The organism is Pseudoalteromonas sp. SR41-4 (assembly GCF_014163985.1).
In the GTDB taxonomy this organism is placed as follows: Bacteria; Pseudomonadota; Gammaproteobacteria; order Enterobacterales; family Alteromonadaceae; genus Pseudoalteromonas; species Pseudoalteromonas rhizosphaerae.
The window spans coordinates 1-895 of the sequence record NZ_JACJEI010000084.1; the positions used below are offsets into that span (position 1 = coordinate 1).

Below are 895 nucleotides of genomic sequence, written 5' to 3' on the forward strand. Positions count from 1 at the left end.
CTGCTGGCGAGGGTCGTCAATTGATTCGAAATATTTAAATAGTTGAATATCAGGCATGGGGGCTCCTTAAAAAGGAGTATAAGATCATACTTTTAAGTCAAGGTAAAGTTCGTGATCTTGCCCTGACTTTAACTCCAATACTCTTACGTCAATAAATTGCTTAACATTTTCAATTTCGTACTTTTGTTTATTATGAAAATGCGTAATATCATCGGCAATATCAAAATCAACATTGATGAGCATGCCAAAGCTACGATTACTAATAATCGCAATTCTGGGGTCATAGATTGAAAAAACATCTACAATACTTTTATGAACGAGTTTTATGATTTTTTTACAAAAATCGTAACCAAAGGTAAAAGCTTTTTCATCAAACTGGTAAATATCAAAAATAATCAAACGCATTTTTGATTGCTCATATACGTTCATATTTTTAATTTCGCGAGTTAACCAGTTTCTATTCTGTAAATTTAATGAAACATCAGTATAGGCAAGCTCGGTTAATCTATTTAATAATGAAATATTAGCAAACCCGCTACTTACGTTTTCACTAAATACTTTTAATAAATATTCATTTTCTTCACTAATTGGGTTATCTGATTTTACCAGGGTAATATAGTGAGTGCCTTCAGCAATGGTTGCTGGGAAGAAGAAGATACTATGCTGATTTGAAAAAACATGACGTTTTTCTTGAATAGCTAGCTGGAAGTCATCGTACATATCGGCCGGTAAATTGCCATCTACTTTTTGCCCTTTCATACCATTAAAGCCAGGGCAAGAGCATGAAAAAAGCCTATGATTTCAATACCTTTTCAAGGTAACCTGTACTGCGCATAGCTTTTTTCTGTTTTGCGGGCATGCCTTTATTAAAGCTTGTTTCTGCTTTTAGCTGATT

Annotated in this window: 1 protein-coding gene; it reads right to left on the reverse strand. The window is 33.5% G+C overall.

Annotated elements, in window-relative coordinates; all coding sequences use genetic code 11:
* Window positions 1-84: 84 nt before the first annotated feature.
* Window positions 85-759 carry a DUF3369 domain-containing protein gene (locus H5180_RS23325; protein ID WP_259399617.1) on the reverse strand — a complete coding sequence of 225 codons (675 nt, stop codon included), beginning with the start codon at window positions 757-759 and terminating at the stop codon, window positions 85-87.
* Window positions 760-895: the final 136 nt, after the last annotated feature.

Coding starts and splice junctions, on each gene's coding strand:
- H5180_RS23325 (WP_259399617.1), bottom strand. CDS start 759: ATGAAAGGGCAAAAAGTAGATGGCAATTTACCGGCCGATATGTACGAT.